The sequence below is a fragment of the Mesorhizobium sp. M1D.F.Ca.ET.043.01.1.1 genome (assembly GCF_003952385.1).
Lineage (GTDB): Bacteria > Pseudomonadota > Alphaproteobacteria > Rhizobiales > Rhizobiaceae > Mesorhizobium.
The window spans coordinates 5,146,766-5,173,732 of sequence record NZ_CP034444.1; the positions used below are offsets into that span (position 1 = coordinate 5,146,766).

Genomic DNA, 26,967 nt, shown 5'->3' on the forward strand with positions numbered 1-26,967 from the left:
ACGCTGCCATTCTTCTGCGCGAGCTCGCGCTTGGCCTTGGGCGTGAGCCCATCGGCCAACGCCGGCTGAAGACTGAGGGCGGCGCTCAGCAGAAGGGCGAAAGCGCGCATCACGATGCGCCGACCTTGATGGTGCCGTCGGCCATGACAATGCCGGAGATGATCTTGCCGCTGTCGATGTTGCGGACCTTGATGAGGTCGCCGGCAGCGCCCGGCTGCAGGGTGACGCCGGCTGCCGAGATGGTCAGCACGCCGGCGGTGAAATAGACCTGCACGGTAGCGCCCTGTTCGACCAGCCATGCATCGCGGATGGCGGCCGCCGGAATGTAGCGGCCGGGCAGCAGCGTGCGCTTGGCGACCTTGCCCTGCAGTTCTTCGGAACGCGTCGCCATGCCGTCCGGCTTGTGCTTGCCTGGAACCAGCGTCACCTGCTTCAGCGCGGCGAGCACGATCGCCTCGCCGGGATAGATGACCCGGTTGGGGATCAGCACCGCCTCGGCGACCGCCTGGCTGGCGGCGATCTGGCTGGCCGACTGCGTCTGGTTGGCCGATTCCTGCGCAAGCGCCGGCATGCCGCCAGCCGCCAGCGCAAGGGCCAGCACGACGCGGCGGAAAGCAGGGCAGGAGGCCGGCATAGCCATCGTCGGTTACCTGATGTTCTTGGAGACCACCGAGGCCATGTCGTCGGCGGCCTGGATGACCTTGGAATTCATTTCATAGGCGCGCTGCGCCGAGATCAGCTCGGTGATTTCCTTGACCGGATCGACGTTGGAGGACTCCAGATAGCCTTGCTCAATGGTGGCGAAGCCGGGATCGCCGGGAACGCCGACATTGGCCGGACCGGAGGCGGCCGTCTCCTGGAACAGATTGTCGCCGAGCGGCGCCAAGCCCGCCTCGTTGGCGAAGTTCGCGATCTGCAGCTGGCCGAGAAGCTGGAGGTCGGTCTGGCCGTCGATACGGGCAAAGACCTGGCCGGTCTTGTTGACGATAACCTCGACCGCGTCTGTCGGCACGGTGATCGCCGGAACGACGTTGGCGCCGTCGACGGTGACCAGCTGTCCGGTGGCATTGGTGTTGAAGGCGCCGGCGCGGGAATAGAGCGTGCTGCCGTCGGCGCCCTCGATCTGGAACCAGCCGCGTCCGGTCAGCGCCAGGTCGAAGCTGTTGCCGGTGCTCGTCAGCTCGCCCTGGGTGTGGACGTTGCGTACGGCCGTCGTCTTGACGCCGAGACCGATCGAGACGCCCTCGGGCACCAGCGAGGTGTTCGAGCGGTTGGGCACCCCTTGAGTGCGGTCGACCTGATAGAGCAGGTCCGAGAATTCGGCCCGCGCCCGCTTGTAGCCGGTGGTGTTGATGTTGGCGATGTTGTTGGCGATGACTTCCAGATTGGTCTGCTGGGCATTCATGCCGGTCGCGGCGATGGCAAGGGCTTTCATGACGCGGTCCTAGATATTCATGCGACTGATTTCGAGGTAGGCCGAGACAACCTTGTCGCGGATGGCGATGGTCGTCTGCAGCGCCTGCTGGGCGCTCATCACCGCATCGACCACCTGGCGCGTGTCGGCATCGCCCTTGAGCGCCTGGATCGACATCTGCTCGGCGTTCTGCAGCGTGTTGACGGTCTTCGTCGCAGCCTGGCTCAGGGCCTCCGCGAAGCTGCCGCCGACGCTTTCGCTTGCCTGTGTCCCGACACCGCCCTGAAGCAGGCCGGGCGAGCCGGCCTCCGCGCCGTCGATTGCCGGTTTGAACTGTAGTGCCCCGATACCGCCGATCATTTACTGGTTCCTCATCAGGTCGATGGTCATGGAAATCAGATCGCGAGCCTGCTTGATGACCTGCAGGTTGGCCTCGTAGGAGCGGTTCGCCTCGCTCATGTCCGCCATCTCGACTAGCACGTTGACGTTGGGCATCTTCACGTAGCCTTTGTCGTCGGCGGCCTCGTTGCCGGGCTGGAACTCGATCGGGAAGTCAGAGGGGTCGCGCTCGATCGAGCTCACCTCGACCAGCGACCCGCCGGAGGCGCGGTCGAGCTCGGACTGGAAGGTGATCGTCTTGCGGCGATAGGGGTCGGCGCCCGGCGTGTTGCCCGTCGACTGCGCGTTGGCGAGGTTCTCCGACACCACGCGCAGTCGCTCCGACTGGGCGCCGAGGCCGGATGCCGCGACTTTGAGGGCTGCGGTCAGCGCGTCCATGGTCAGCTCTTCACCACCATCGTCATCATCGAATGGAAGGCTTTGACGATCGCCGTGTTGATCTCGAAGGAGCGTCGCACTTCACCGGCCTTCATCAACTCGTCCTCGAGCACCACCGTGTTCTTCGACGGCATGATCGAGCCGGTCGATTCCTCCGGCTTGACGTTGAAGCCGGCATTGGTCGCCTCCGCGCCGAGATGGCCGGCCTCGGTGGCCTTCAACGCCACCGCGGTCCGGTCGAGAACCTTTTCGAACGGTTCGACGTCGTTTGCCGTGTAGCCCGGCGTGTTGGCGTTGGCGATGTTGGAGGCGATCGCCGACTGGCGCACGGCCAGCCATTGCGACTGCCGGGTGGCGAGGTCAAAGAGGTTGACGGGTTCCATGGGACTCTCCGGGCGAGTACGCACAAGACTAGGCCGCCAGTCTTGCGCGGACCTTGCGCGGGACGAGCCCGCGGCCGGTCACCTGGAAAGCTCGATCACCTTGTCGGCGTCCGTCACGATGACCCATTTGCCGCCGCGTTGCTCGATCGAGGCGACGCGGCTGGTATCGGGCAGGACCGAGCCGCGCTGGACGATCCACAAGCCGGTATCGTCCTCGATCATGGCGCGGCCGTTGGCGATATGCACCATCTTGAATTCCGATGCGGCAGGAAAGGGCTGTTCGTCGGGCGCCGGCGGGGGCGCCGGGTCGTCCCGCACCGTTCCGGTGGCAAGCAGGTCGATATCGGCATTGGGAACGTCCTTGGCCGTCAGCGGTCCACCGTGTTCGGCCGCAACCCCGCCGCCCGCGCGTCCGGAATTGCTGCCGCTGCCCCCGAACTTGATCGTCTGCACGCCGAACTGCTCCTGGTTGAAGAAGATGTACCAGGGAAACAGCGCGCAGATCAGGCCGAGCGTGATGCCGAGCGCGGCGACGACGAAATCGCTGCGCCGGTCCGCTTTCCTGTTGGCCAGGCGCGGGAATTCGGCCCGCGGCGGCTGCGGCCACTCCACCTTCTTCGGGAACAAGCCGTTGATAGCCAAGTCGCGGCTGGCGTCGGCCGCCTCGGCGGCCTTGGCCTCGGCGATCATCTCGCGCAGTATGCGCTCGGTCTGCTGCAAGTCAGTCTCCCTGATCGCCATTCTGCTTCCCCTTGAGGTGGCGGGCGAGGTCGGCGAACGGATCGGCCGATGCGTGGTCCTTCGGCGACTGCGCGAGCGCCTCGTAGATCAGCGGCACCTGACGCACGGCGATATCGAGCTCGGCGTCGGCGCCGCCCTGGTAGGCGCCGAGCAGACGGATGTCGCGCGTGTCCTCGAAGCGCGCGATCATGGACTTCAGCCTGGTCACCAGCATGCGCTGCTCCGCGCTCCAGGCCTTGTCGGCGAGACGCGAGATCGATGACAGCGGGTTGACCGGCGGGTAGCGGCCCTGCTCGGCGATCGCGCGGTCGAGAACGACATGACCGTCGAGGATACCGCGCACCGAATCGGCCACCGGATCGTTATGGTCGTCGCCGTCGACCAGAACAGAGATGATGGCGGTGATCGAACCCCGACCTTGGACGCCGGGGCCCTCGGCGCCCGGTCCGGCTCTTTCGAGCAGCTTCGGCAGGTCGGTGAAGACCGATGCCGGGTAGCCGCGCGCGACCGGCGGCTCGCCGGTCCCCGTCGCCACTTCGCGCAGCGCATGGGCAAAGCGAGTGATCGAATCCAGCACCAGCAGCACGCGATGGCCCTGGTCGCGGAAATGCTCCGCCACGCGCATGGCGGTGTCGGGCGCGCGCCGGCGCATCATGGCGCTCTCGTCGCTGGTGGCGACGACGGCGACGGTCTTGGCCATGCTGTCGGCGCCGATCGTGTCTTCGAGGAACTCGCGCACCTCGCGGCCGCGTTCGCCGATCAGCGCGACGACCACGGTGTCGAAGGCCTCGGCGCCGGCGAGCATGGCAAGCAGCGTCGACTTGCCGACGCCGGAGCCGGCGAAGATGCCAAGCCGCTGGCCGAGGCAGAGCGGGGTGAAGATGTCGATCACGCGCACCCCGGTGAGGAATCCGGTGCCGACCCGCTGGCGGGACATGGCGCCAGGCGTCAGAGTGCCCGCGCCATCGGCCGCATCCGGCCTGATCAGCGGCGGACCGCCGTCGATGACGCGGGTCAAGGCGTCAATGGCGCGCCCGCGCCAGGAAACATGGGGCGCGACGCCAAGCGGACCGCGCCGGAACACGGCGTCGCCGATGCCGGCATCGGCGCTGCGCTCGAACGGCGCTACCACGACTTCGTCGCGGCCTATTCGCACGATCTCGCCGCGGCGCGTGCCCGCCTTGCCGCGCTGCTCGACGATGTCGCCGAGCCTTGCGATGCCGGAGAGGCCGCGCACCTTATAGTGGGTAGGCGATATCTCGACGACGCGGCCGCCGCAGCTCAGCAATGTTTCCGGATTGCCGAACCGCCGCCAGACACGTTCGAGCGCGGCGAGCCGATCCGTTGGGGAATAGGCGAGCCTTTCGGGCGCGCGGAGCAGGGACGAGCCGGTCGCCATGCCGCTACTTCGAGCCGAGCGTCTTGATCGCGTCGTCGGTGGACGAAGCGCTCTGCCGGATCAGCGCCGCCGTGTTCTCGAAGGCGCGCTGCACCTGGATCAGCAGGGTCATCTCCAGCACCGGATTGACGTTGGATTCTTCCAGGAAGCCTTGCGCGACGCCGACATCGGAGCGGTCGGTGACCGGTTCGGGGGTTCGCGCGGGAACGATGCCCGAATTGCCGTAACGGACAAAATTTTCGCCCGGATCGAAATCATAGAGGCCGATGGCGCCGACAAGCTGGTCGTTCTGCCTGAGCGAGCCGTCGGCGCCGGCCTTGGGCGGGCCGTTGCGCGGATCGAGCTGGATCGGCGCGCCGCCGCTGTCCAGCACCGGATAGCCTTCGATCGACATCAGCTCGCCGTTCTCGTTCATGGAGAAACGGCCGTCGCGGGTCATCACCGTGCCGGCCGGTGTCTCGATGGCGAACCAGGCGTCGCCCTGGATGGCGAAGTCGAAAGGATTGCCGGTCTCGGTCATCGAGCCGTGCGCGGTGGAAAGATAGGTCTTGCCGGAGGATGCGAAGGAGACCGACTTCGGCCCGGTGCCGGATACCACGTCCTCGAATTTCACGCCGGTGGCGCGAAAGCCGATGGTCGAGGCGTTGGCGACATTGTCGGCAATGGTGTCGAGACGACGCTCGAGCGCGACCTGCGAGGAGAGGGCGACGTAGAGACTGTCCTGCATGGCGCTCTCAGAACTTCAGCTTCTGCATGGCCATCATCAGATCGGTCGAGATGCCGACCGTGGTCGGTTGCGCGAAGAGCACGCTGACCGAGGTCACGGCGCTGGAGGTCGGGTTGTTGATCTCCCACAGGCTGGTGAAGCGGGTCAGGAACTTGTTCAGCTTGTCGGGGTCCTTGAAGTCGGCGATATCGAGCTTTTGCTCGAACATCTGCGCCTGCTTGTCGATATCGGCGGAAGCGATGGAGTCGGGCAGGCCGAGCGCGGTGCGGACCACGCTCGAAAGCGCCGTGTCGGCGAGCACGTCGTACCAGTTGTTGATGTCGGGCGCCTTGCGCTGGAAGTAGAGCGCCAGCCGCACGCCCTGATTGGTTGCGCCGGCGTTCTCCTCCAGCGTCTGGCGCATGTATTTGTCGACCGCGCCTTGCTGGGCGGAGGGAAAGAGGGTGGCGGTCGAGCCATAGGCGGCAAAGTTGAAAGCCTTGACGAAGTCGGCGTAGCGCTTGTCGCTGAGCTTGTTGGCGAAGCTGTCCTCGTCGGCCACGCCTTCCTTGAGCGCCTTGACCATGAAGGCCTTGGCATAGGCCATGTCCTGCAGCCCGTACGCCTTCATGGCGTAGTTGAAGAGCCGCGTGTTGTTGACGAAATCGTCGATGGTTTTGACGTTGCCGATATTGGCCAGGTAGTAGTCGGTCTCGCGCTTCACGACCGGCTGCGACTCGACCTGGTCGATTGCCTTGGGGATGTCCCTGGCGATGAGCTGGTAGCTCGTATAGGTGTTCAGCATATGCGCCTCCGGCCGAAGCTGTCCGAGGACGATAGCGAAGCTTCCTTGTGCGAAGCTGAATCGGTTTTGCGCATCGCGATTCAAGCCTCACACAAGGCACGAGGACTATCCCTGATCCCGACGTGACATGCGGAAGGACCTGTCGTGGGTATTCTGATCGGACTTGTGGTGACGCTTGGCTGCGTTCTCGGCGGCTTCATGGCCATGGGCGGCCATCTGCATGTGCTGATGCAGCCATGGGAAGCGGTGGTCATCTGCGGCGCGGCGCTCGGCACCTTCCTCGTCGCCAACCCGATGAAGACGGTCAAGGACACCGGCAAGGGCATTCTCGAGGCGTTCAAGCAGGCGGTGCCGAAGGAGCGCGACTATCTCGAGACGCTGGGCGTCCTGCACAGCCTGATGCGCGAGCTGCGCTCGAAGTCGCGCAGCGAGGTCGAGGCGCATATCGACAATCCGGAAGAGTCGGCGATCTTCCAGGCCTTTCCCACTGTCCTGAAGAACCACGATCTGACGCATTTCATCTGCGACTATTGCCGCATCATCATCATCGGCAACGCCCGCTCACACGAGATCGAGGCGCTGATGGACGAAGAGATTCAGACGATCCGCACCGACAAGCTGAAGGCCTATCACGCGATGGTCGCCGTCGGCGACGGCCTGCCGGCGCTCGGCATCGTCGCGGCCGTGCTCGGCGTGGTGAAGGCGATGGGCGCGCTTGACCAGTCGCCGGAGATCCTCGGCGGGCTGATTGGCGCGGCACTCGTCGGAACCTTTCTCGGCATCTTCCTGTCCTATGCCGTGGTCGGTCCGGTCGCCACCAAGATCAAGACGGTGCGCGAGAAGAAGAACCGCCTCTACATCATCGTCAAGCAGACGCTGCTCGCCTACATGAACGGCGCCTTGCCGCAGGTCGCGATCGAGTTCGGCCGCAAGACGATCTCCTCCTATGAGCGCCCGACGATCGATGCCGTCGAGCAGAGCACAATGAACACGGGCACCGCCGAGAAGAAGGCGGCCTGAGCATGCAGAACCTAAGCCAGGGCGGCTCGCCGTCATGATCAGTCCGGGCAGTCCGTCGCAAACCCGGGCCCTCATCATCGAGCGTCTCGTCGGCGACAGCGGCGAGGCCGCGCAGGTGATCGGCGTCGGCCGCGGCATGGCCGAACGCTCGCTGCCGCTGCTGCAGAAAGCCCTTTCAGGGGAGCTTGGCGCGCCGGTCACCGTCGACCTGCAAGCCGTGGAAGTGGGCCGTGTCCCCGATGCGCGCATGCGCGCCGGCGAGACCTTCGCCTTGACGATCATTTCGTCGCCGACCTCCGCGGATGCCATGACGCTGGTCATGGACGCGCCGGCGATCGCGGTCATGGTCTCGGCGCTGTTCGGCGGCGACCCGGACCTGCCGGTGGCGCCGATCGAGCGCGAGCTGTCGCAGATCGAGATCGACGTCGCGACCACCGTCTTCCAGGAGGTCGCGGTGGCGCTCAACGGATCGGGCAGGCGTTCGCTCGAGCTGCGCCTGCCGATCACCAAGACGATGTCCGGCAACGAGGCAAGACGGCGGGTGTTGCGCGACGGCGCGGCGGTTCGCATCGTCTACGGCATCTCGACGCCGACCGATACCGGCACGGTGACGGTGATGATCCCGCAGCGCATCCTGTTGGCGACGCGCGGCGCCACCGCAAATACGGGCGAAGACGGAACGACGGAATTCGACTGGCGGGCCCGCTTCTCGGAAGAAGTCATGCGCTCGGCCGTGCGGCTCGAGGCCACCATGCCGCTGGCCCGACTGACGCTTGGCGATCTCGCCGCCTTCCAGCCCGGCCAGGTGATCGAGTTCGAGGAAGACGCGCAGCTGCAGGCCAAGCTCAGCGCGCGCGACAAGACGCTGTTTGTCTGCGAGTTCGGCAAGCTCGGACAGAATTACACGGTCCGCATCCGGCATCCCCACGATGGCGGGCAGGACTTCATCGACGGGCTCATGCCGGGCTGAGGCCTGGCTTGGGATTATTGGAGACGACGCATGGCAAAGACCAAGGTGGAAGCCGAACGCGAAGCCGACCAGCCGGACGAGCAGCTCGACCGCGCCATCGAGGAATTGCGCGGCGTGCTCCGCGAAGAGGAAAATCGCCCCGACGGCGCTCTCCAGGCCGGCGCTAATTCCTCGATCATCATGACGATCCCGGTCGACGTGCAGATCATCCTCGGCAGCACCGAAATGCCGGTGTCGGAGCTGATGGCGCTGCAGAAAGGCTCGACCGTGGCGCTCAACCGCCGTATCGGCGAGCCGGTCGACGTGGTGGTCAACGGCCGCAGGATCGCGCGCGGCGAAATCACCGTGCTGGAACACGATCCGTCGCGTTTCGGCATCAGGCTTACCGAGATCATAGCCGCGACGAAGAGCGCCTGAGGATGGGCGGCGAGAGCATGCACCTGAAGCGGAGCCAGGCCCAATGACGTCGTTGACGCTGACGCGCCCGCAAAAGGCCGCCGCTATACTGGTGGCGATGGGCAAGCCCTCGGCCAGCCGGCTGCTCAAATTCTTCAAGCAGGAAGAGCTGAAGGCGCTGATCGAGGGCGCACGCCTGCTGCGCACCATCCCGCAAGCCGACCTGGAGCGCATCGTCGGGGAATTCGAGGCCGAGTTCACCGAAGGCGCCGGCCTGCTCGATTCGGCCGACCGCATGGATACGATCCTCAACGAATCCCTGTCGCCCGAGGAAATGAGCGCCATCATGGGCGAGAAGAAATTCGAGCCCGCCCCCGAGGGACCGCCGCCGATCTGGCCGGATCTCGAGAAGCTCGAGCCGACGCGCCTCGGCACCTTCCTCGCCGGTGAACATCCGCAGACGTCCGCCATGGTGCTGTCGAAGCTAGCGCCGCAGACAGCCGCCAACGTGCTGCTGACGATGGAAAAGCCGTTACGCAGCCAGATCGTCAAGCGCATGGTGACGATGGCCACCATTCCGGACGCGGCAGCCAGGATCGTCGAGAGCCAGTTGCGCGCCAGCGTGCTTTCGCAAAAAACGACCAGGGATACGTCGGCCGGCCAGGAGCGCGTCGCCGGCGTGCTCAACGAAATGGCCAAGCCCGAGCTCGACGAGCTCATGCAGGACCTGGAAGAGGCCGGCACACCGGACCTGGCCGGCGTCAGGTCGCGGCTGTTTGCCTTCGACGACTTGCCGCTGCTCACCCAGAAGGCGCGCGTGCTTCTATTCGACGGGCTGTCGACCGAGCTCGTCACGCTGGCATTGCGCGGGGCACCTGCGGAGCTTACCGAATCGGTGCTGTCGGCGATCGGCGCACGCTCGCGCCGCATGATCGAATCCGAGCTCGCACAGGGATCGGAAGGCATCGCGCTGGCCGACATCATGGCGGCGCGCAAGACGATCGCCGTGGCGACCATCCGCCTTTCGCGGCAGGGAGCGTTCGAACTTCCCTCGACGCAGACTGCCGCCGAAGCCGCCTGACGATAATGATCCGGTCAAGGTACCATGGCTGAGGCGGTCGACAAGGATTCCAAAACCGAGGAAGCCACAGAAAAGAAGATTCGCGACACGATCGAGCAGGGCAAGCTGCCCCATTCGCGCGAGACGGCGATCTTTGCTTCCTTCCTGGCCATACTGGTGTTCGCCGTCTTCTACGCCAAGGACGCCATCGTTAATCTCGGCATGTTCCTGGCCATGTTCCTGGAAAAGCCGGAAGCCTGGCCGATGGACACCGAGACCGACGTCATCGAGCTCTACAAGACCGTGCTTTTCGAAATCGGCCGCGCCGTCGTCAGCCTGCTGGTGCTCCTGGTGGTTGCCGGCGTCGGTGCCTCGGTGTTCCAGAACATCCCGCAAATCGTCGGCGAGCGGATCAGGCCGCAACTGTCGCGCATTTCGATCGCCAAGGGCTGGAACCGCCTGTTCGGCCTGCAGGGCTTCGTCGAATTCGGCAAGTCGCTGGCCAAGCTTGCCTTCGCCATCGCCGTGCTTACCTTCACGCTTTCGGAGGATCACCGCAGGCTGCTCGCCGGCATGATCACCAATCCAATGTCGTTCGGCATGGTCATCCGCGGCATCTTCGTCGACATACTGGTGGCGATCGTCTTCGTCATGGGGCTGATCGCGGTCGCCGACATCGTCTGGTCGCGCTTCCACTGGCGGCGCGACCTGCGCATGACCAAGCAGGAAGTGAAGGACGAGATGAAGCAGTCGGAAGGCGATCCGATCGTGAAGTCTCGCCTGCGCTCGCTGGCGCGCGACCGGGCGCGGCGGCGCATGATGACGGCGGTGCCGCGCGCGACGCTCATCATCGCCAATCCGACGCACTATTCCATCGCGCTGAAATATGTCCGCGAGGAGGACTCCGCCCCGCTGGTGCTCGCCAAGGGCCAGGATCTGGTGGCGCTGAAGATCCGCGAGATCGCCAGGGAGCACAACATCCCGATCTTCGAGGACGTGGCGCTTGCCCGCTCCATGTACAAGCAAGTTTCGGTTGATAGCGTGATCCCGTCGCAATTCTATCAGGCCGTCGCCGAGCTGGTGCGGATCGTCTACTCGAAGAAGGCCGAGCGAAAAGTAACCCAATGAACGGACGCTGCTTGTAATCCATGAACCGGCAACCACACGCCAATTCACGCGAGCAGATCGTCGCCGGCGCCATCCAGGAGGTGGTGGGCGAGCTGCGGCTCATCGAGGTCGCCGACTACATCGCCTTCATCCGGCTGGAGCATTTCGCCTGCCTGTCGGACCTGGTGGACTCGGCCGCGGAGCTCTACTTCCAGCCGGGCACGCTGCGGCTCGGTCACGGCGGCGAAGCGCATGTCGACTGGAGCGGCAGCCCGCGCATCGTGCTGGATCTCGAGCTTCGGCCGCGCGGCGTCACCGTCTATTTTCAGCTGACGCTGACCGGGCAGGGGTCATCCGTGGTCGTCAACTACGTGTCGTTCGAGAAGCCGGGCGAGACGCCGGAGCACAACACCGCCCTGCTCGAGGACGCCATCGACCAGGCGCGCATCCGCAGGACCGAGCCGCTCGCCTATCCCTGACGTCAAATTCGGGAGTGGATTTGGCCTGAGCCAATTACTCGATCAGGCCAAGACGCAGCGCCTTGGCCACCGCCTGGTTGCGGTTGACGGCGTTGAGCTTCTGCGTCGACTGGGTGAGATACTGGTTGGCGGTGTGCACCGACAGTTTCAGCAGTTTCGCGATCTCTTCGCTGGTGTTGCCGTTGGCGGTCAGCTTCAGGCATTCGAGCTCACGCTTGGAGATGGCGCGCGTCCTGCCGGTTTCGCTCGGGCGAATCCGGGCGACCGCCGCGAACAGCGCAAAGCAGCGCGCGTGGATTTCACAAAGCGCGTCGTCCGACAGCGCGATATCCGGTCCCAGGAAAACCACCAGCCCGCACTGACCGCGATCGGCATGCACCGGAAAGGCGATGCCGTTGGTGCCGGGCGCGAGCGGAGCGGCCGGTTCGGACCATGCCAGGCTCGCCAGCGTTTGCCGCGAGCCGGCCATGTCGTCATCGGCCCACCAGCGCGGCGTCGTCGAGATGCGGCTGTGGCGCACCATCTCCTCGCCGCTGGCGCCAGAGATGAATTTGGTCGTGACGGCGGTCGACGGATAGTCGGAATCGAAGCAGGCGACCAGGCGCGCGCGCTCCAGCGAAGGGCTGACGAAGAACAGCCCGAAACCGGAAGCGTTGATGTCGACGGCGATCCAGCGGCATCGACGCACGGCGTCCGGAATGGTCACCGTGTGATGCGTCTCCGATCCGAGCGAGAAGGCGCCGAACGGATTGCGCTGGTCGTTGAAAAGGGCGGCCGCGGCTTCTCTGATCTGTGCGTGCTTCAAATGATGCCGCTCCTGATCGCGGTCGCAATCGCCATCGCGCGGTTGCTGGCCGCGAATTTCTGGATGGCATGGGTGATGTAGCTGTTGACGGTGTTCGACGAGACGCCAAGGATAAGGGCCACCTCGTCCGTGGTCTTGCCTTCCGACACCCAGAACAGGCATTCGCGCTCGCGGTCCGACAGCGGGTCCTGCATGGATGCCGCGGCGATCAGTTGCGGGATGCCGGACAGCGCGTAGCAGCATTTGAGCTGCGCCCTCATCAGGGCGGTGAGATCGATCTTGCCGGGCTCGGCGGCGGAAAACAGCACGAACAGGCGCTGGCGGCCGACATTGAGCCTGAGCGAATAGATTTCAGCATGGCCGAGCACATCGAGCAGCCGGGCTTCCTCGCCGCTCAGCAGCGCGCCGGCGTCCGGCGCTTGGGCCGCGACCAATGGCTTGGGGCGCACGCCGGGTGCGGCCGTCAGCGGTCCGAGCGCAAGATTGGCGATCAGCCTTTTGCCGATCAGCTCGATGGCATCGAAAATCCAGTTCGACGACACGATGCGCGCGTCGTTGCGGTCCTGGTCGTGCACGATGGCGACAAGCATGTAGCTGTCGGCGCCGATATCGGCGACAAGCTGCATGAAGAAGCTGGTGAGATCGCCGCGCGACGCCAGGCGCGAGCCTGAAGCGTCGGATTGAAGAAGCGCGGCGGGACTGCTCATCTTGATATTCTGGCCGGAATCGATCCCTGTGCCCGGTGCTGGCAAAGCCAACGGCCGGACCCGAAACGCGTCACGTTCACGAAGACACACTCGAGGGCGCGCACAGCGCCCAACCGAGCCGAATCCTTTCAGGGAACGCGAAGCCGTCCGCGTCTGGTGCCGGCCGGATGCCGGAACTTGAGACTTTGGGTGGTCGCCGCGCCCCCCGATGGACCGGCTGATTCGGGTCTAATCTACCCGCAGATGAATCCGACATCAAACGCGATTTGACAAAATCGAATCTGGTGGACTCGCGTTGCGACTCAGACGCTGCAACTCGCGTTATGTGGGGGCAAGTTCAGGGTCGGATTGAGCCGATCGTTTTCGCGTCTGGGTCGCTGGAAAACACGCACCCGGCTGCAGCTCCGAGAGCGTTGTCGTTTCGACCGGACGGCCGCTCAGCGGTCTTCGAATCCGGTCAGCACCCCGACGGCGTTGATGCCGATCTCTTCCACCGCGTAGCCGCCTTCCATGACGAACAGCGTCGGCAAGCCGAGCCCGGCGATGCGGCGGCCGATCTTGGGGTAATCCTCGCTCTTCAGCTTGAACTGGCTGATCGGATCCTTCTCGAAGGTGTCGACGCCGAGCGAGACCACAACGACGTCGGGCGCGTAGGCGGCAAGCCTGGCGCAGGCGTCCTCCAGCGAGGCGTTCCAGCCGTCCCAGTCGCTGCCGAAAGGCATCGGATAGTTGATGTTGAAGCCTTCGCCTTCGCCCTCGCCGCGCTCGTCGGCGTGGCCGAGGAAGAATGGGTATTCGACCATCGGGTCGCCATGCAGGTTGAGCACCTGGACGTCGCCGCGGCGGTAGAAGATCTCCTGCGTGCCGTTGCCGTGGTGGTAGTCGACATCGAGGATCGAGACACGGCTTGCGCCCTGGTCGCGGAACCACTGCGCGACGACGGCGGCGTTGTTGATGAAGCAGTAGCCGCCCATGAAGGCGGCGCCTGCGTGATGGCCGGGCGGCCGGCAGAGCGCGAAGGCAGTCCGCTCGCCGCCCTTGACCAGGGCTGCCGCCGTCAGCGCGACGTCATAGGAGGACTTGATCGCCGCCCAGGTGCCTTCGACGAAGGTGGCGCCGGCATCGAAGGAATAATAGCCGAGCAGGGCGTCGATGCGCTTCGGCGGCACGTCGCCGCGCAACCCGCGCGTCGGCCAGGTGAAGCCCATGGCCGAGCCCTCGAAGCCGGCAGCGACCCATTCCGGCCACACGGTCGGCAGGAAATCGATGTAGCGCGCGTCATGCACGCGCTTGGCGGCGGCAAGGTCATGCTCGACCGGTCCGATGATCGGGCCAAGCTTCTCGCTTTCCAGCCTTGCCTTGATGAACTCAGCCCGCGACGGCTTCTCGAAACCCGGCACGATCGCCGACGTGACCAGTTCCATCTGGCCCGAATGACCGGCGTGGAGCGGCGAAAAGACAGTCTTCATAAGGATTCCCCCGGAGTGCGAAATCAGTTGGAAACGCGAGATCAGTCGAGGTTGAGATAGGGGTTCACAAGAGCCAGCCACATGGCTTCCACATCGTCCTCGATGAGGTCGAACGTCTTGCGATCTCTCTTCAGTCCGACAAGCCTGCAGGCGTGCCCGACCTCCATCATCACCAGGCCCAGCCGCTTGGCGGTCTTTTCTTCCAGGGCCGGATTCACATGCTGGAGCCAGGCTGCGTAGAGGGCGATGATCTCCTTGTCGTATTCGTCCTGGATCGGCCTCAGATCGGCGTTGCCGGATATCGCCTCGATCACCGGCATCAGGGTAGCGTTGTCGAGATAGATCCTGGACGTGTCGATGAAGAGTTTGCGCACTTCCCGACGAAACTCCTCGCGGTTCGTGGGCGGCGGGACTTTGATGCGCTTCGCGATGACCTCGGGAAAAGACGACAGCCAGCGCCGGGCGAGGTCGAGAAGAATGGCTTCCTTGTTGGGAAAGTACTGATAGACCGAGCCGACCGAGAGGCCCGCACGTTGCGCGATGGCGAGCGTCGTCGGCGCTCTGGTTCCCTGCTCCCGCGTCAGGATCAGCGCCGCGTCGAGAATCCTGTCGACCACCTTGCTTGACCGTTGCTGCCGTGGCTGCTTGCGCGGTTCGAGCGCTATCCTGGTCTTGCGGTCGAGACTGCGCTTCACGTTCCGATGCCCTCGTTTACCGCCCGGCCTCAACACAGGCGCGGGTGCTTTCCACTATACATTGCAAATTCCGGCTGTTGACATACGCGAATAAACAGTCGCATTCTTATCCACGCTGTCTTCCACGATAACAAGGGGAATTTCGAAGACGGCGCATCGGCATCGACTCTCATCCCACGGCGCCGCCCCAGTGGAGCGGCAGCTCGCTGGACCTGGCGTTGTCGGTCCCTCGGCAAAATGTGGAGTCGCGATGTCGGTTGGTGGTGCGGATCTGATAGTCGTCAACGGCCGTGTGCTGACCATGGACGACGACAATCCCGCCGCTGAGGCTATAGCCGTCAAGAACGGCGCCATCATCACCATTGGCGGCCGCGCTTCCGTCGAAGAGCTCAAAGGCCCTGCCACCCGGGTCATCGATGCCCAGGGCGGCTCCGTCCTGCCGGGCTTCATCGAGGCGCACATGCACCTCTTTGGCGGCGCGGCCGAGCTCGACAACCTGCATCTGGCGGGTGTGCATGGCTTCGACGCGCTGCGCGACGCGATTCAGACTTTCGCCGCCGACCGGCCAAATGCGAGGCTGCTGATCGGCGCCGGCGTCGATTATGCGATCCTACCCGAGCCGGTGACGCGCCACGATCTCGACCGCATCATCCCCGACCGGCCCTTCGCCATGTCGGCCTCCGATCACCACACGATGTGGGCAAACACCAAGGCGCTCGAAGAGGCCGGTCTGCTCGATGGCAAGCGGGTGGGGCCGGGCAACGAAGTCGTCATGGGCGCGGACGGACTTGCCGCCGGCGAGTTGCGCGAGAGCGAAGCGTTCGGGCCGGTCCTCGACCATTTCGGCGCAAACCGGACGCGGCTTGGTCTCGAAGGGGCGGAGCCCGACCCTTATCCGTCCGCCGAAGAAATGGCTGCCGACCGCGACCTCATGCATCGCGGGCTCGAGTGGTGCGCCAAGCACGGTATCACCTCGATCCAGAACATGGACGGAAATCTCTACCAGCTCGAGCTGCTCGCCGGGCTGGAAGAGGAAGGGCGGCTGCTGTGCCGCACCAAGATCCCGTTCCACTTCAAGAATTTCATGAAGCTGGACATGCTGGAAAAAGCCTCGCGCATGGCGGCCGCCTACAATTCCGATTGGCTGTCGTCCGGCATGGTCAAGGTCTTCTATGACGGCGTGCTGGATTCCTGGACCGCGGTGATGGTCGACGACTATGCCGATCGTCCAGGCTGGCGCGGCGAACCGCTTTTTTCGCCCGAGCATTTCGCCGAAGTGGCGGTCGAGGCCGACCGGCGCGGCCTGCAGATCGCCGTGCACTCGATCGGCGACGGCGCCGTGCGGGCGGTGCTCGACGGCTATCAGGCGGCGCTGAAGAAGAATGGCCGGCGCGACAGCCGGCACCGCGTCGAGCACATCGAGGTGACCACGCCGTCCGACGTGCCAAGGTTTGCCGAGCTTGGCGTGCTCGCCTCGATGCAGCCGCCGCACCCGCCGGGCGCCATGAACTTTCCCCTGGAGCCGACGATCTCGCGCATCGGCCGCGACAAGTGGCCGCTGAGCTATGCCTGGCGCACGTTGAAGAACGCCGGCGCGCGCGTTGTCTTCGCCTCCGACTGGCCGGTTTCGCCGGTAGACCCGATCCTGGGCATCCAGGCGGCGGTGATGCGCAAGCCTTGGGCAGAGGGCCTGCCGGATCAGAGCTTCTCGCTGCATGAATCGATTGCCGGCTACACGGTCGAGGGCGCCCATGCCGAGTTCATGGAACATCGCAAGGGCCGCCTGAAACCCGGATACCTGGCCGACATCGTCGTCTTGTCGGCCGATATCGAGGCGACGGCGCCGGAAGCGCTGCATACGGTGCGGCCGGTGACCACGATCTGCGGCGGAAAGGTCACTTACCAAGCCTGAGGATGGCCAGGCCTGAGGATGGCATGGGGATTGCTTTTAAAAGTCGAGTTACTGCTCCGCAGTTGCCAAGCCGACTGGCTTGTGGTGACAATCAAACAGGAACGCACCTGCCGCCAAGAGCAGGCTCTCTCAATGGGGTAATCGTGCCGGAACAACCGGGTAAGAACGCGATCGAAGTTCGTGGCGTACGCAAGGTATTTGGAACCGGTGAAAACCAGGTAGCCGCTCTCGACACGGTGTCGGTGTCGATCCGCGAGAACGAGTTTTTCACCCTGCTCGGCCCATCCGGATGCGGAAAGACGACGCTGCTGAGATTGATAGCCGGCTTCGATTTCCCAAGCGCCGGCGAAATCCTGCTGCACGGCCAGGACATCGCGCCGCTGCCGCCCTTCAAGCGCCCGGTCAACACCGTCTTCCAAAGCTATGCGCTGTTCCCGCACATGACGGTGGCGCAGAACATCGGCTTCGGGCTGGAAATGCTCGGCAGGCCGAAAGCAGAGATCGAGGCGCGGGTCGCTCAGATGCTGAAGCTGGTGAAGATGGAGGCGCTCAAGGCGCGCCGCACCAGCCAGATCTCCGGCGGCCAGCAGCAGCGCGTGGCGCTGGCCCGGGCGCTGGCGCCGCAGCCGAAGGTGCTGCTGCTCGACGAGCCGCTCTCGGCGCTCGACTACAAGCTGCGCAAGGAGATGCAGATCGAACTGAAGCGTCTGCAGCACGAGACCGGCATCACCTTCATCTTCGTCACCCACGACCAGGAGGAAGCGCTGACCATGTCCGACCGCATCGCCGTGATGTCGGCCGGCAAGATCCTGCAGGTCGGCACGCCGCGCGACATCTACGACCGGCCGGCCGAGCGCTTCGTCGCCGACTTCATCGGCGAAACCAACTTCCTCAAGGGCGAGGTGAAAAGCGTGGCAGATGGGCGCGCCACCGTCACGCTCTCGTCGGGTACGGAAATTCCGGCATCGCTGCCGGAAGCCTTTACGCCGTCGGGTGGCGTCACGCTCGTGGTGCGGCCTGAACACGCTCAGCTCGGTCCGGTGGAAGCCAACGCCTCGCTCAGCGGCACGGTCGAGAACGTTGTGTATCTCGGCACCGATACGCATTTCCATCTCAAGCTCGACGATGGCAGCGCCTTCATCGTGCGGCGGCAGAACAGCCGCGGTGGCGGGGAAGCGCTTGCGGCGGGCAGCCGCGCGGGTGTCGTGATCGGCGAGAACGCCGCTCAGGTGCTGAAGGACTAAAGGACTTCGATCATGGCCAGCGCCGAAGAAATCGCCCGCGCCGCCGACGCTAGGGACATACGCGACCGCTGGTTGCTCTCGGCGCCGGCGCTGGTCATCATCCTTCTGGCCGCTATCGGCCCACTTTTCGTGATGTTGGCCTATTCCTTCATGCTGAAGGGTGACTACGGCGACGTGCAGTTCGGCATCTTCTCGCTGGACGGATGGACGTCGGTCTTGTTCCAGCGTGACATCTTCGACGACACGCTGGGCTTGGCGGATGCGCACCTGACCATCTTCTGGCGTTCGATCAGCCTATCCTTCTACACCACCGTGCTGACGCTACTCTTCGGCTTCCCCACGGCCTATTTCATCGCCACCCGACCGCCGAAGACACGCGAGGTCTGGGTTTTCCTCGTCACCATTCCGTTCTGGACGAACCTGCTGATCCGTACCTTCGCCATGCAACAGGTGATCCGCAACGAAGGACTGGTCAACACGGCGCTTATGGCGCTCGGCATCATCAAGCAACCGCTGCAGATCATGAATACCGACACTGCCATCCTGCTTGGCATGATCTATATCTACCTGCCGCTGATGGTCCTGCCGCTCTACGCTTCCATGGAGAAGCTCGACTTCCGGCTGGTCGAGGCCGGATATGATCTCTACGCCGGTCGCTGGCAGGTTCTGCGCCGCATCATATTCCCGCTCATCAAGCCAGGCGTCATCGCCGGCTCGATCCTGGTCTTCATCCCCTCGCTCGGCGCCTATGTCATTCCCCGGGTGCTGGGCGGCGGCAAGAACATGATGCTTGGCAACCTGATCGAACTGCAGTTCAGCGCGGGCCGCAACTGGCCTCTGGGCGCGGCGATCTCGATCACGCTGATGGCGGTGGTGATGATCGCGCTGCTGTTCTACGTGCGCAACGCTTCCCGGTCGGAGGGCGTCCATGTCTAAGCGTTCGTTCGACATACAGGCGCAGCCCGGCTTCGGCTTTATTGCGCTTGTGACCTTCTTCGCGCTCTATCTGCCGATCGCCGCGCTCGTCGCCTATTCGTTCAACGCGGCGGATTCGTTGTCGCGGTGGGACGGCTTCTCGCTGCGCTGGTTCATTTCGGCCTGGCACAATTCGGCCGTGCAGGACGCCTCCGTCCGATCGCTCGTGCTGGCGGTCTCGGCGGCCGCGCTGTCGACGATCGTTGCGACCATGGCCGCGCTGGCCACGACCCGCACGCGGCCTTATCCCGGCCTGACCTTCAAATACGCCTTCATAAACCAGCCGCTTATGGTGCCGGAAATCGTCACCGGGGTAGCGCTGCTGATCGTGTTCTCGCGCATCAAGGTCTGGACCGGCTATTCAGGACTCGGCTACCTCATCGCCGCGCATACCGCCTTCTGCATCCCGTTCGCGTACCTGCCAATCCGGGCGCGGCTGGAGAACATGGACCTGACGCTGGAGCGCGCCGCCGCCGACCTATACGCCACGCCTTGGAAAGCCTTCCGTTTCGTGACGCTGCCGCTCTTGAGGCCCGCCATAATCGCCGGCTTCATGCTGGCCTTCGTCATTTCGCTCGACGATGTCGTGATCACCGAATTCGTCAAGTCGGGCGGGCAGGATACGCTGCCCACCTACATGCTCGGCCAGTTGCGGCGCGAAACGAGTCCGGAAATCAATGCCATCGCCACGGTATTCCTGGCGCTGTCGGTGGTGCTCGTGACCATCTTCTATTTCGTCAATCGTCGCAAACCATGACCAACCATTGCCAAACGGGAGAACAGCAATGAAATGGAAGACAATGGCCGCCACGGCGGCATTCGGATTATTTGCCTTTGTGAGCAGTGCGTATGCCGACGGCGAACTCAACATCTTCAATTGGGGTGACTACACCAGCCCCGAGATGATCAAGAAGTTCGAAGACACATACAAGGTCAAGGTAACGGTCACCGACTACGATTCCAACGACACTGCGCTCGCCAAGGTGCGCGCGGGCGGTCACGGCTTCGACATCGTGGTGCCTTCGGCCAATTACGTGCCGATCTGGGTGAAGGAAGGGCTTCTGCTCGAGGCTCGGCCCGACCAGATGGAAAACTTCAAGAATGTCGATGAGCGGTGGGTGAATGTTCCTTGGGATCCGGGCCGTCACTATACGGTTCCGTGGCAGTGGGGTCTGACCGGTATCGGCGTCAACACCAAGGTCTATGGCGGCGACATCAACACCTCGGCCATCTTCCTCGACCCGCCGAAGGAATTGGTGGGCAAGATCAACGTCGCGCCGGAAATGAACGACGTGATGTTCGCCGCCATCAAGTATCTTGGCGGCAAATGGTGCACTGACGACAAGGAACTGCTCAAGAAAGTGCGTGACAAGCTGGTCGAGGCCAAGCCGAAATGGCTGGCCATGGACTACAGCGTGACCGAGAAGCTGCCGGCCGGCGACTATTCGGGCGTCTACTACTGGAACGGCGCCATCATGCGCTCGCGCATAAAGAATCCGGACATCAAGTTCGGCTATCCGAAGGAGGGCTTCCCCTTCTTCATGGATAGTGTCGCCATCCTGAAAGACGCGAAGAACGTCGAGAACGCAAAGCTGTTCATGAACTTCATCATGGATCCCCAGAACGCCGCCATGATCTCCGCCTTCGCCAAATATGCCAATGGCATCAAGGGTTCGAAGGCGTTCATGCCCGACGATATGAAGGATGCGCCCGAACTGGTGGTGCCGCCAGAGTTCGAGAAGGTGGGCGAGTTCATGACCCCTTGCTCGCCCGAGGTGCAGCAAATCTACACGCGGATCTGGACGGATCTTCAGAAGTAACGGCGCTCTTGCTTCTTCCCGGTTGCGGGAGAGGCGGAGCCAGACAAGGGTCAGATATGGGGCGGCGCTGAATTCGCAGCGTTCGCGCCGCCCCTGAACTGCCCGCTGGCGCTGCCCTTCGCCATGTCTTCGGGCGTTCTTCACCCGAAAACCAATTTGGGCTTCTCGTCCGCCGTGCTGATGTCCTCTCCTGGTCAACGGAGTGCGGCAGCACATGGGGCGGCAAGGAAAGTTCTCATGCAGTCCTATCGCAACTCCGAGGCGCGGCCGCCGATCATGCAGGGCTCGCCGCCCAAGCTGGCGCTGCCGAAGCTCGATTGGGATCGGCCGCCGTGGAATCGCTGGGCCTTTCAGCACATCCGCGAATTCCTGCCGACCGTCGAGGTCTGGCGCGGCCACGGTCATCGCCGCCGTCTCGAGCGCGCCGAGGTCGATCTCGACGATCTGCCGGTGGTGGACAGCGAGGGCCGGCGGACGACGCTCGCCGGGCTGCTCGACGAGACCTATACGGATGGCTTCCTGGTGCTGAAGAACGGCAAGGTCGCCTATGAGTGCTACTTCAACGGCATGGACGAGCGCTCGCTGCACCTGTCGCAGTCGATGGCGAAGTCGGTCACCGGCTCGGTGTTCGGCGTCCTGGTCGGGCGGGGCCTGATCGATCCGGCCAGGCTGGTGACCGACTACCTTCCGGAGCTCGCCGAAACCGCCTGGGCCGGCGCCACCGTGCAGCACGTGCTCGACATGACGACGGGGGTGCGCTTCTCCGAGGAGTACACCGATCGCTATTCCGAAATCGGCCAGATCGATGTCGCTAGCGGCTGGAAACCGATCCCGCCGGGCAGCGATCCCGACTTCCAGTGGCCCTCGCATATGTTCGAGCTGATCCTGCGACTGAAGGACAAGGCGCGCTCGCACGGCGAGGCCTTCGAATACCGCTCGATCGAGACCGACGTGCTCGCCTTCATCATGGAGCGGGTGAGCGGCAAGCGGCTGGCACAACTGGTCTCGGAAGAACTCTGGCAGAAGCTCGGCGCCGACGAGAGCGCCTGCTTCACCGTCGACATCGCCGGCTATGCGCTGGCCGATGGCGGCTTCAACGCGACGCTGCGCGACTATGGCCGTTTCGGCCAGCTGATCCTCGACAATGGCGGCGGCGTGATCCCGGCCGAGTGGATCGAGGCGACGCGCAGCGGCAGGCATGGTCCCGACTTCAATCCCAGCCTGCCGGAGGGCGGCTACCGCAACCAGTTCTCGATCGAGGACCCGCACTCGCGGGCGCTGATGTGCCGGGGCGTATTCGGGCAGCTGATCCACATCGACTGGGAAAACAGGATGGTCGTGGTGAAGCTTTCGACCTATCCGGATTTCACCAACATCGACTATTCGGTGGCGACGCTGAAGGCCGTGCACGCCATCGCCGCCGCGCTGACCTGAGCTGCAGACAAGACACCGGGAGAGAGATCGTGACCGGCAAGACCGTGTTCGAGGCGAGATATGGCTTTGCCCGCAAGGATGTGCGGCTGGACAATTGGCGTCTGAGGCCATTCAGCCAATGGTCGTTCCAGAATGTCGGCGAATTGGTGCCGAGCGTGCACGTTGCGGCCACGCCCGGTGGCGAGGAACAGGCGAAAGCTCTGGGCGGGTTGCTCGGCGAGAAGGTTACACTCCCCGGCGGGCCCGAAACCGTCGAGGCCTTCCTCAAGCGTTCCGACACCGACGGGCTGGCGATCATGAAGGCCGGCCAGCCGGTCGGCGACTGGTCGGCGCCGCATATGCCGTTCGGCCAGCGCCACATCATCTTCTCGATCAGCAAGTCGGTGACTGCCATTCTTGCCGGCATCCTGGAAGGCGGTGGCGTGTTCGACGCGGAGGCGCCGGTGACTGAGTACATTCCCGAAGCCGAGGGCTCGGCCTATGGCGACGCCAGCGTGCGCAATGTGCTCGACATGACGGTCAGCCTCGACTTCGAGGAAGCCTATCTCGACCCGCACAGCGCCTTCGCCCGGTACCGCCGCGCGACGATGTGGAACCCCGGCGGCGGCTCGGAAAGCCTTGCGGCGTTCCTGCTGACGCTGCAGCATCTCGCCGAGCCGCACGGGCAGACCTATCGCTACCGCTCCCCCAATTCGGACATGCTCGGCATCCTGCTGGAGCGGGCATCCGGCAAGCGCGTCGGCGATCTTTTGAGCGAAAAACTGTGGCTGCCGCTGGGTGCCGCGAGCGAGATGTCGATGACGGTCGACATGGAAGGCACAGCACGCACAGCCGGCGGCATGTCGATGACGCCACGCGACCTTGCCCGCATCGGCGAGATGATGCGGCAGGGTGGGGCGGCCAACGGCCGTCAAATCGTGCCGGAGGGCTGGGTGCGCGATACGGTTGCCGCCGGCGGCAGCTATGAGGCCTGGCAGCGCGGCACCATGGCGTTCCTTTTCCCGAAGGGGCGCTACCGCAACAAATGGTACCAGACGGGCACGGCAAGCGGCGCCTTCTGCGGGATCGGCATCCACGGCCAATGGCTCTACGTCAATCCGAAGACGGAAGTGGTCATCGCCAAGATGTCGTCGCAGCCGGAACCCGTCGACGACCGGCTCGACGTCGAGTTGGTGGCATTTTTTGAGGCGCTGGGCGGGATGGTCTGAGCCGCTCCGGCGCTCGGTTCCATCGTTGTTTCCTGTGGACCTTCGTGCCCGGGTGAACGCGCGGCGGTTGGCGGAGCGAGCGTCCCGGCCTATGGTCGCCGCTCTTTTCGACAGGGACCAGCATGGCATCGGACATCAAGCGCATCGCAGCAATCATCGCGGCCGAGATCGGTTCGCGGCCGGAGCAGGCCGCGGCGGCCATCGGTCTGCTGGACGAGGGCGCGACGGTGCCATTCGTGGCCCGCTATCGCAAAGAGGTCACCGGCGGGCTCGACGACACGCAGCTGCGCGACCTTGCCGAAAGGCTTGCCTATCTGCGCGAGCTCGATGCGCGCCGCGAGACGATCCTCGGCTCGATCCGCGAACAGGGCAAGCTGACCGAGGAGCTCGAGGCCAAGATCGCCGCGGCCGCCACCAAAGCCGAGCTGGAAGACATCTATCTGCCTTACAAGCCGAAGCGCCGCACCAAGGCCGAGATCGCCAGGGAGCGCGGGCTTGGACCTCTGGCCGAGGCGATCCTTGCCGACCGTTCGGCGGTGCCGGCAGAGCTGGCGCTCGCCTATGTCACCGAAGAGGTGCCGGACGCAAAGGCGGCGCTCGAAGGCGCGCGCGACATCCTGTCGGAACAGTTCGCCGAGAACGCCGATCTGGTCGGCAAGCTGCGCGCCTACATGAAGGAGCGTGCCTTCCTGCGCGCCAGGGTCGTCGATGGCAAGCAGGAAGCCGGCGCGAAATTCTCGGACTATTTCGACCATGTCGAGCGTTGGGCCGGCGTGCCCAGCCACCGCGCCTTGGCCATGCTGCGCGGCCGCAACGAAGAGGTGCTGTCGCTCGACATCGAGGTCGATGCCGACGACCAATCGCCGGTGAAGCCGGTCGAGCGCATGATCGCCAATGCCTATGCGATCGGCGGCAATCTGCCGGGTGACAAATGGCTGATGGAGGTCGCCGGCTGGACCTGGCGGATCAAACTGTCGCTGCACCTGACGCTCGATCTGATGCGCGACCTGCGCGAACGGGCCGAGGAGGAGGCGATCCATGTCTTCGCCCGCAATCTGAAGGATCTGCTGCTTGCCGCACCCGCAGGCTCGCGCCCGACCATGGGTCTCGATCCGGGCATCCGCACCGGCGTCAAGGTGGCGGTGGTCGACGGCACCGGCAAGCTGGTGGCGACGACGACGGTCTATCCGTTTCCGCCCAGGAACGACGTGCGCGGCACGCAGGCGGAACTTGCAAAGCTCATCCGCCTGCACAAGGTGGAGCTGATCTCGATCGGCAACGGCACCGGCAGCCGCGAGACCGAGAAGCTGGTCGCCGACATGCTGTCGGACCTGCCGGCTGGTGCCGGTCCCAAACCGCTCAAGGTTATCGTCAGCGAGGCGGGCGCCTCGGTCTATTCCGCCTCGGCCACGGCAGCGGCAGAGTTCCCGGGCCTGGATGTGTCGCTGCGCGGCGCGGTGTCGATCGCCAGGCGCCTGCAGGATCCGCTTGCCGAGCTGGTCAAGATCGAGCCGAAGTCGATCGGCGTCGGCCAGTACCAGCACGATGTCGATCAGTACCGCCTTGGCCGCTCGCTGGAAGCGGTGGTCGAGGATGCTGTCAACGCCGTCGGCGTCGATCTCAACACGGCGTCGGCGCCGCTCTTGGCGCGGGTTTCGGGGCTTGGGCCGTCGCTTGCCGAAGCAATCGTTGCGCATCGCGACGCGACCGGGCCGTTTGCCAGCCGCAAGGACCTGCTCAAAGTGGCGCGGCTCGGACCGCGTGCCTTCGAACAGTCCGCCGGCTTTTTGCGCATTGCCAATGGCGCCGAGCCGCTCGATGCTTCCTCGGTGCATCCCGAAGCCTATGGCGTGGCGAAGAAGATCGTCGCCGCCTGCGGCCGCGACGTGCGCGCGTTGATGGGCGATAGTGCTGCGCTCAAGGCGCTCGATCCGCGTGTCTTCGTCGACGAGCGCTTCGGCCTGCCGACGGTGCGCGACATCCTGGCGGAGCTGGAAAAGCCCGGCCGCGATCCGCGTCCTGGTTTCAAGACGGCGACCTTTGCCGAGGGGGTTGACGACATCAAGGACCTGAAGCCGGGCATGCAGCTCGAAGGCACCGTCACCAATGTCGCTGCTTTCGGCGCCTTCGTCGACATCGGCGTGCATCAGGACGGGCTGGTCCACGTCTCGCAGCTGGCCGACCGCTTCATCAAGGATGCGCATGAGGTGGTGAAGGCGGGCGACGTGGTGAAGGTGCGCGTCGTCGACGTCGACATCAAGCGCAACCGCATTGGGCTCTCGATGCGCAAGGACAGCGACGGCGGCGCCTCGCGCGGCGGCCAGCGCGACCAGGGCGGCAAGCCTGCGCCGCGCTCGCCGGCGCCGCAGCGCCAGCCCGAACGGCCGGCGCAGGGCGCTTTCGGCGCGGCGCTCGCCGAGGCGATGAAGCGCAAGTAGCTACCACGCCAGAACGGCCGGCTCCTTCTCCACCTGGCCCAGCAGCCAGTCGCGAAAACTGGCGACCGGCGGGTGGCCGCGTTTGTCATGCGGGACAACGAGATAATAGGCGCTGCGGCTCTGCATCGGCTGACCCGGCGCCGGCACGAGCTGCCCGCGCTGCAATTCTCCGGCAATCAGGACTTCCGGCAAGAGCGCCACGCCGAGCCCCGCCATGCAGGCTTGGGCAACGGTGCCGAACTGCTCGAACTGCATGCCGGGGCCGGACGGCGCGCTGAGACCCTGCTCTTCGAACCATTCGCCCCATGCGCCGGGGCGCGTCGCCATGTGCAGCAGCGGCAGGCGGCTGATATCGGCCGGCGTGGCGATGTCGCGGCTGGCAAGAAACTCGGGTGAAACCACCGGCATGACAGTCTCGCGCATCAAAAACGTGCAATCCGCGTCCGGCCAGTCGGGCATGCCGTGGTGGATGGCGGCATCGAGCCGCTCGCGGGCGAAGTCGAAGCGGCCGATGCGCGTTGCGAAGTTGATGGTGATGTCCGGGTGACGGGCGACGAAATCCGGGATCAGCGGCATCAGCCAGCGCGTGCCGAAAGTCGGCAGGATGGCAAGGTTGAGGACGCCGCTATGCCGATTGCTCATCAATCCGAGGGCGGCATCGCGCAACTGGCCGAGCGCCGAGCGCACGGCTTCGGCATAGATCTCTCCCGCCGTCGACAGCCGGACATTGCGGCTGTCGCGCTCGAAAAGTCGGCGGCCGAATTGTTCCTCCAAGAGGTTGATCTGCCGGCTGACGGCACCCTGAGTCAGAGCGAGCTCGCGGGCCGCGGCGGTGAAGGACCCAAGACGCGCCACCGCCTCGAAGGCGGCAAGCGCAGCGGTGTTCGGCAAGAGGCGGCGCTGGACATTCATGATCCATTACTAACGCTCATTGATCCGCGATGCAATTTCGTTTGATTTTTTGCATGGGGAGGCCGATAAGCCGGGCAACCTCAAAAATACG

At 64.6% G+C, this 26,967-nt stretch carries 28 protein-coding genes; 14 read left to right on the forward strand and 14 right to left on the reverse strand.

The window, feature by feature from the left end:
* Positions 1-109: 109 nt before the first annotated feature.
* The 9 genes from flgA to EJ067_RS24990 form a co-directional block, all read right to left on the reverse strand.
* Positions 110-640 carry a flagellar basal body P-ring formation chaperone FlgA gene (flgA, locus tag EJ067_RS24950; protein WP_126087855.1) on the reverse strand — a complete coding sequence of 177 codons (531 nt, stop codon included), beginning with the start codon at positions 638-640 and terminating at the stop codon, positions 110-112.
* A 6-nt stretch (positions 641-646) separates the two neighbouring features.
* A complete protein-coding gene (gene flgG / locus EJ067_RS24955) occupies positions 647-1,435 on the reverse strand; it encodes a flagellar basal-body rod protein FlgG (RefSeq protein WP_126087856.1) in 789 nt (262 codons plus the stop codon).
* 9 nt (positions 1,436-1,444) lie between these two features.
* A complete protein-coding gene (locus EJ067_RS24960; protein WP_126087857.1) occupies positions 1,445-1,774 on the reverse strand; it encodes a flagellar hook-basal body complex protein FliE in 330 nt (109 codons plus the stop codon).
* On the reverse strand, positions 1,775-2,191 hold the full coding sequence (gene flgC, locus EJ067_RS24965) for a flagellar basal body rod protein FlgC (protein WP_126087858.1): 417 nt from the start codon (positions 2,189-2,191) through the stop codon (positions 1,775-1,777). It abuts the gene before it with no gap.
* A gap of 2 nt (positions 2,192-2,193) precedes the next feature.
* A complete protein-coding gene (gene flgB / locus EJ067_RS24970; protein WP_126087859.1) occupies positions 2,194-2,574 on the reverse strand; it encodes a flagellar basal body rod protein FlgB in 381 nt (126 codons plus the stop codon).
* A gap of 78 nt (positions 2,575-2,652) precedes the next feature.
* The gene (locus EJ067_RS24975; protein ID WP_126087860.1) at positions 2,653-3,315 is read right to left on the reverse strand and encodes a hypothetical protein; all 663 of its coding nucleotides are present in this window, start codon (positions 3,313-3,315) and stop codon (positions 2,653-2,655) included.
* A complete protein-coding gene (gene fliI / locus EJ067_RS24980) occupies positions 3,296-4,714 on the reverse strand; it encodes a flagellar protein export ATPase FliI (protein ID WP_126087861.1) in 1,419 nt (472 codons plus the stop codon). Before fliI ends, EJ067_RS24975 begins: the two co-directional genes overlap by 20 nt.
* 4 nt (positions 4,715-4,718) lie before the next feature.
* Entirely contained in the window at positions 4,719-5,441 is a 723-nt protein-coding gene (gene flgF, locus EJ067_RS24985) for a flagellar basal-body rod protein FlgF (protein WP_126087862.1), read from the reverse strand.
* A 7-nt stretch (positions 5,442-5,448) separates the two neighbouring features.
* Positions 5,449-6,225 carry a DUF1217 domain-containing protein gene (locus EJ067_RS24990; protein ID WP_126087863.1) on the reverse strand — a complete coding sequence of 259 codons (777 nt, stop codon included), beginning with the start codon at positions 6,223-6,225 and terminating at the stop codon, positions 5,449-5,451.
* Between the two features lie 144 nt (positions 6,226-6,369).
* On the opposite strand from EJ067_RS24990, the gene motA reads away from it, so the two are divergent.
* The 6 genes from motA to EJ067_RS25020 are packed head-to-tail and all read left to right on the forward strand — an operon-like array spanning position 6,370 to position 11,257.
* A complete protein-coding gene (motA, locus tag EJ067_RS24995) occupies positions 6,370-7,245 on the forward strand; it encodes a flagellar motor stator protein MotA (protein ID WP_126087864.1) in 876 nt (291 codons plus the stop codon).
* A gap of 34 nt (positions 7,246-7,279) precedes the next feature.
* On the forward strand, positions 7,280-8,215 hold the full coding sequence (locus EJ067_RS25000; protein ID WP_126087865.1) for a FliM/FliN family flagellar motor switch protein: 936 nt from the start codon (positions 7,280-7,282) through the stop codon (positions 8,213-8,215).
* 30 nt (positions 8,216-8,245) lie between these two features.
* Positions 8,246-8,632 (forward strand): flagellar motor switch protein FliN, encoded by a 387-nt coding sequence (fliN, locus tag EJ067_RS25005; RefSeq protein ID WP_126087866.1) that lies wholly within the window; start codon positions 8,246-8,248, stop codon positions 8,630-8,632.
* A 43-nt stretch (positions 8,633-8,675) separates the two neighbouring features.
* A complete protein-coding gene (locus EJ067_RS25010) occupies positions 8,676-9,692 on the forward strand; it encodes a flagellar motor switch protein FliG (RefSeq protein WP_126087867.1) in 1,017 nt (338 codons plus the stop codon).
* Positions 9,693-9,716: 24 nt separating this feature from the next.
* On the forward strand, positions 9,717-10,799 hold the full coding sequence (gene flhB, locus EJ067_RS25015) for a flagellar biosynthesis protein FlhB (RefSeq protein WP_126087868.1): 1,083 nt from the start codon (positions 9,717-9,719) through the stop codon (positions 10,797-10,799).
* A gap of 20 nt (positions 10,800-10,819) precedes the next feature.
* Positions 10,820-11,257 (forward strand): hypothetical protein, encoded by a 438-nt coding sequence (locus EJ067_RS25020; protein WP_126087869.1) that lies wholly within the window; start codon positions 10,820-10,822, stop codon positions 11,255-11,257.
* A 34-nt stretch (positions 11,258-11,291) separates the two neighbouring features.
* Here the strand turns inward: EJ067_RS25020 and EJ067_RS25025 are convergent, their stop codons facing one another.
* The 4 genes from EJ067_RS25025 to EJ067_RS25040 form a co-directional block, all read right to left on the reverse strand.
* Complete coding sequence (locus EJ067_RS25025) at positions 11,292-12,062, reverse strand: LuxR C-terminal-related transcriptional regulator (protein ID WP_126087870.1); 771 nt, start codon at positions 12,060-12,062, stop codon at positions 11,292-11,294.
* Positions 12,059-12,769, reverse strand: coding sequence for a helix-turn-helix transcriptional regulator (locus tag EJ067_RS25030; protein WP_126087871.1), 711 nt, complete (start codon positions 12,767-12,769; stop codon positions 12,059-12,061). Before EJ067_RS25030 ends, EJ067_RS25025 begins: the two co-directional genes overlap by 4 nt.
* A 437-nt stretch (positions 12,770-13,206) precedes the next feature.
* On the reverse strand, positions 13,207-14,238 hold the full coding sequence (locus tag EJ067_RS25035) for a histone deacetylase family protein (protein WP_126087872.1): 1,032 nt from the start codon (positions 14,236-14,238) through the stop codon (positions 13,207-13,209).
* Positions 14,239-14,279: 41 nt separating this feature from the next.
* The gene (locus EJ067_RS25040) at positions 14,280-14,933 is read right to left on the reverse strand and encodes a TetR/AcrR family transcriptional regulator (protein WP_126087873.1); all 654 of its coding nucleotides are present in this window, start codon (positions 14,931-14,933) and stop codon (positions 14,280-14,282) included.
* A gap of 250 nt (positions 14,934-15,183) precedes the next feature.
* Here EJ067_RS25040 and EJ067_RS25045 point away from each other — a divergent pair, with 250 nt between their 5' ends.
* The 8 genes from EJ067_RS25045 (at position 15,184) to EJ067_RS25080 (ending at position 25,964) form a co-directional block, all read left to right on the forward strand.
* A complete protein-coding gene (locus EJ067_RS25045) occupies positions 15,184-16,845 on the forward strand; it encodes an amidohydrolase (RefSeq protein WP_126087874.1) in 1,662 nt (553 codons plus the stop codon).
* Between the two features lie 143 nt (positions 16,846-16,988).
* Positions 16,989-18,089: an ABC transporter ATP-binding protein gene (locus EJ067_RS25050; RefSeq protein WP_126087875.1), complete on the forward strand. Its 1,101-nt coding sequence runs from the start codon at positions 16,989-16,991 to the stop codon at positions 18,087-18,089.
* A 12-nt stretch (positions 18,090-18,101) separates the two neighbouring features.
* Positions 18,102-19,025 carry an ABC transporter permease gene (locus EJ067_RS25055; protein ID WP_126087876.1) on the forward strand — a complete coding sequence of 308 codons (924 nt, stop codon included), beginning with the start codon at positions 18,102-18,104 and terminating at the stop codon, positions 19,023-19,025.
* Positions 19,018-19,821: an ABC transporter permease gene (locus EJ067_RS25060; RefSeq protein WP_126087877.1), complete on the forward strand. Its 804-nt coding sequence runs from the start codon at positions 19,018-19,020 to the stop codon at positions 19,819-19,821. Before EJ067_RS25055 ends, EJ067_RS25060 begins: the two co-directional genes overlap by 8 nt.
* 43 nt (positions 19,822-19,864) lie before the next feature.
* Entirely contained in the window at positions 19,865-20,884 is a 1,020-nt protein-coding gene (locus EJ067_RS25065; RefSeq protein ID WP_126089731.1) for an extracellular solute-binding protein, read from the forward strand.
* A 237-nt stretch (positions 20,885-21,121) separates the two neighbouring features.
* The gene (locus EJ067_RS25070; protein WP_126087878.1) at positions 21,122-22,318 is read left to right on the forward strand and encodes a serine hydrolase; all 1,197 of its coding nucleotides are present in this window, start codon (positions 21,122-21,124) and stop codon (positions 22,316-22,318) included.
* 29 nt (positions 22,319-22,347) lie between these two features.
* Positions 22,348-23,526: a serine hydrolase gene (locus EJ067_RS25075; protein ID WP_126087879.1), complete on the forward strand. Its 1,179-nt coding sequence runs from the start codon at positions 22,348-22,350 to the stop codon at positions 23,524-23,526.
* A gap of 122 nt (positions 23,527-23,648) precedes the next feature.
* Positions 23,649-25,964, forward strand: a complete 2,316-nt coding sequence (locus EJ067_RS25080) for a Tex family protein (RefSeq protein WP_126087880.1) — start codon at positions 23,649-23,651, stop codon at positions 25,962-25,964.
* Here EJ067_RS25080 and EJ067_RS25085 read toward each other — a convergent pair whose 3' ends face one another.
* Positions 25,965-26,876: a LysR family transcriptional regulator gene (locus EJ067_RS25085; protein WP_126087881.1), complete on the reverse strand. Its 912-nt coding sequence runs from the start codon at positions 26,874-26,876 to the stop codon at positions 25,965-25,967.
* Positions 26,877-26,967 lie beyond the last annotated feature (91 nt).

Excerpts from the sequence above, each read along its gene's own strand:
- EJ067_RS25070 (WP_126087878.1), top strand. The coding sequence starts at position 21,122 with ATGCAGTCCTATCGCAACTCCGAGGCGCGGCCGCCGATCATGCAGGGC.
- flgC (WP_126087858.1), bottom strand. The coding sequence starts at position 2,191 with ATGGACGCGCTGACCGCAGCCCTCAAAGTCGCGGCATCCGGCCTCGGC.
- EJ067_RS25035 (WP_126087872.1), bottom strand. The coding sequence starts at position 14,238 with ATGAAGACTGTCTTTTCGCCGCTCCACGCCGGTCATTCGGGCCAGATG.
- fliN (WP_126087866.1), top strand. The coding sequence starts at position 8,246 with ATGGCAAAGACCAAGGTGGAAGCCGAACGCGAAGCCGACCAGCCGGAC.
- EJ067_RS24960 (WP_126087857.1), bottom strand. The coding sequence starts at position 1,774 with ATGATCGGCGGTATCGGGGCACTACAGTTCAAACCGGCAATCGACGGC.
- EJ067_RS25000 (WP_126087865.1), top strand. The coding sequence starts at position 7,280 with ATGATCAGTCCGGGCAGTCCGTCGCAAACCCGGGCCCTCATCATCGAG.
- flgF (WP_126087862.1), bottom strand. The coding sequence starts at position 5,441 with ATGCAGGACAGTCTCTACGTCGCCCTCTCCTCGCAGGTCGCGCTCGAG.
- EJ067_RS25055 (WP_126087876.1), top strand. The coding sequence starts at position 18,102 with ATGGCCAGCGCCGAAGAAATCGCCCGCGCCGCCGACGCTAGGGACATA.
- EJ067_RS25030 (WP_126087871.1), bottom strand. The coding sequence starts at position 12,769 with ATGAGCAGTCCCGCCGCGCTTCTTCAATCCGACGCTTCAGGCTCGCGC.
- EJ067_RS24975 (WP_126087860.1), bottom strand. The coding sequence starts at position 3,315 with ATGGCGATCAGGGAGACTGACTTGCAGCAGACCGAGCGCATACTGCGC.
- flgB (WP_126087859.1), bottom strand. The coding sequence starts at position 2,574 with ATGGAACCCGTCAACCTCTTTGACCTCGCCACCCGGCAGTCGCAATGG.
- EJ067_RS25085 (WP_126087881.1), bottom strand. The coding sequence starts at position 26,876 with ATGAATGTCCAGCGCCGCCTCTTGCCGAACACCGCTGCGCTTGCCGCC.
- EJ067_RS25045 (WP_126087874.1), top strand. The coding sequence starts at position 15,184 with ATGTCGGTTGGTGGTGCGGATCTGATAGTCGTCAACGGCCGTGTGCTG.
- EJ067_RS25020 (WP_126087869.1), top strand. The coding sequence starts at position 10,820 with ATGAACCGGCAACCACACGCCAATTCACGCGAGCAGATCGTCGCCGGC.
- flhB (WP_126087868.1), top strand. The coding sequence starts at position 9,717 with ATGGCTGAGGCGGTCGACAAGGATTCCAAAACCGAGGAAGCCACAGAA.
- flgG (WP_126087856.1), bottom strand. The coding sequence starts at position 1,435 with ATGAAAGCCCTTGCCATCGCCGCGACCGGCATGAATGCCCAGCAGACC.
- EJ067_RS25060 (WP_126087877.1), top strand. The coding sequence starts at position 19,018 with ATGTCTAAGCGTTCGTTCGACATACAGGCGCAGCCCGGCTTCGGCTTT.
- EJ067_RS25080 (WP_126087880.1), top strand. The coding sequence starts at position 23,649 with ATGGCATCGGACATCAAGCGCATCGCAGCAATCATCGCGGCCGAGATC.
- flgA (WP_126087855.1), bottom strand. The coding sequence starts at position 640 with ATGGCTATGCCGGCCTCCTGCCCTGCTTTCCGCCGCGTCGTGCTGGCC.
- EJ067_RS25065 (WP_126089731.1), top strand. The coding sequence starts at position 19,865 with ATGGCCGCCACGGCGGCATTCGGATTATTTGCCTTTGTGAGCAGTGCG.
- EJ067_RS24990 (WP_126087863.1), bottom strand. The coding sequence starts at position 6,225 with ATGCTGAACACCTATACGAGCTACCAGCTCATCGCCAGGGACATCCCC.
- EJ067_RS25010 (WP_126087867.1), top strand. The coding sequence starts at position 8,676 with ATGACGTCGTTGACGCTGACGCGCCCGCAAAAGGCCGCCGCTATACTG.
- fliI (WP_126087861.1), bottom strand. The coding sequence starts at position 4,714 with ATGGCGACCGGCTCGTCCCTGCTCCGCGCGCCCGAAAGGCTCGCCTAT.